Annotated in this window: 1 protein-coding gene and 1 pseudogene; both read right to left on the minus strand. The window is 71.0% G+C overall.

Features of this window, described 5'->3' with window-relative positions; all coding sequences use genetic code 11:
* Nucleotides 1-604: pseudogene (locus A5673_RS05570) on the minus strand (type VII secretion-associated serine protease); the annotation flags it as partial.
* The coding region (gene eccD, locus A5673_RS05575) for a type VII secretion integral membrane protein EccD (RefSeq protein WP_068228247.1) at nt 589-1,156 on the minus strand (568 nt) is incomplete at its 5' end. The pseudogene A5673_RS05570 and the gene eccD, both read right to left, overlap by 16 nt.

The following is a 1,156-nucleotide window of genomic DNA, read 5'->3' on the forward strand; positions in this document are numbered from 1 at the left end:
GAGGCGGCGGGACGAGGGTGATCGTCACCGGCGGTGGTGGCGGCGGCGGCGCCGGCGGCGGCGGAACTTCCACCGGGGGCGGGGCCGCCCCGGCCGCCGGCGGTGGAGCCGCGGGCGGCGCGAACGCGGGCGTCGGCGGAATGGGTCGCGGCATCGGGATAAGTCCCTGCGGCGCAGCGCCAATGATCGCGCCGACGACCGTTCCGTGCGCGTCGCAATCCGACAGGCCGTCCTCGCCCATGATGTAGTCACCACCGGGGACCACCGGCAGTCGCGGACTGGGGGAAATCCCGGTGTCGATGACGGCCACCGCCACACCGTTGCCGGTGCTGTATTGCCACGCACGGCTGATGTTGAGCAGGTCGAATCCGGGCGCCATCTGCGACACGTCCGGCGTTTTGACGGTGATCGGGGCCGAGCAACTGTTGGCGCGGCGCATGGGTTGGTCCGGGCGCGGCGGCCCGTCCGGCGGCACCAGCGCCGGATCGACCTTGGGCGGCGAAATGGCCTGGGCAGCAGGGATATTGCCCGCGATGGCGATCAGCATCAGGGCGGTGACGATCGCGGCGGCCCGGCTGCCAACGGATTTCAGTGGCGAAGCCACGTAAACAGCCCTCCCAGCGCCGCCGCGGCCGGCAATAACACGATCATGGCCAACACCTCGAGCCATTCCACGGTCAACCGGATCAACGGCCGAAACCGTGTCGCCGGCACCAAAAGCGCTGCGGCCAAACCCAATGCGGCGAAGGCGACCACCAGCGCAACCGGCCAGATCAGCCCGTTCTCCAGGCTCCTCGGACCGGCCAGCGCGTATTTCACTACGCCCGCGCACACCGCCGCACAGGCTCCGCAGACCAGGGCGACGGCCTGGTACTTGGCCGCGAATCCCCGGCCCTGCGTGATGAAGATGCCTACCACCAAGCCCGCCACCACCAGCGCCAGCCACGCCCACCGCCGGCCCGGCGCCAGGACGCCCCACACCGCGACCGGCAGCACGGCCGACGCACCGACGCACAGGCCCACCTGAACCGCGTTGACCAACCGCGCCGACGCGGCGATCGCCGCGCCGCGAGCGGTGATGTCGGTGAGTTCGTCGTCCTCGTCCTCGGTTTCCTTGGCGCCCACCGGCGATACGGTGTCCATCGGCATGCCCTCG

Source organism: Mycobacterium sp. E3198, from assembly GCF_001667015.1.
GTDB lineage: Bacteria > Actinomycetota > Actinomycetes > Mycobacteriales > Mycobacteriaceae > Mycobacterium.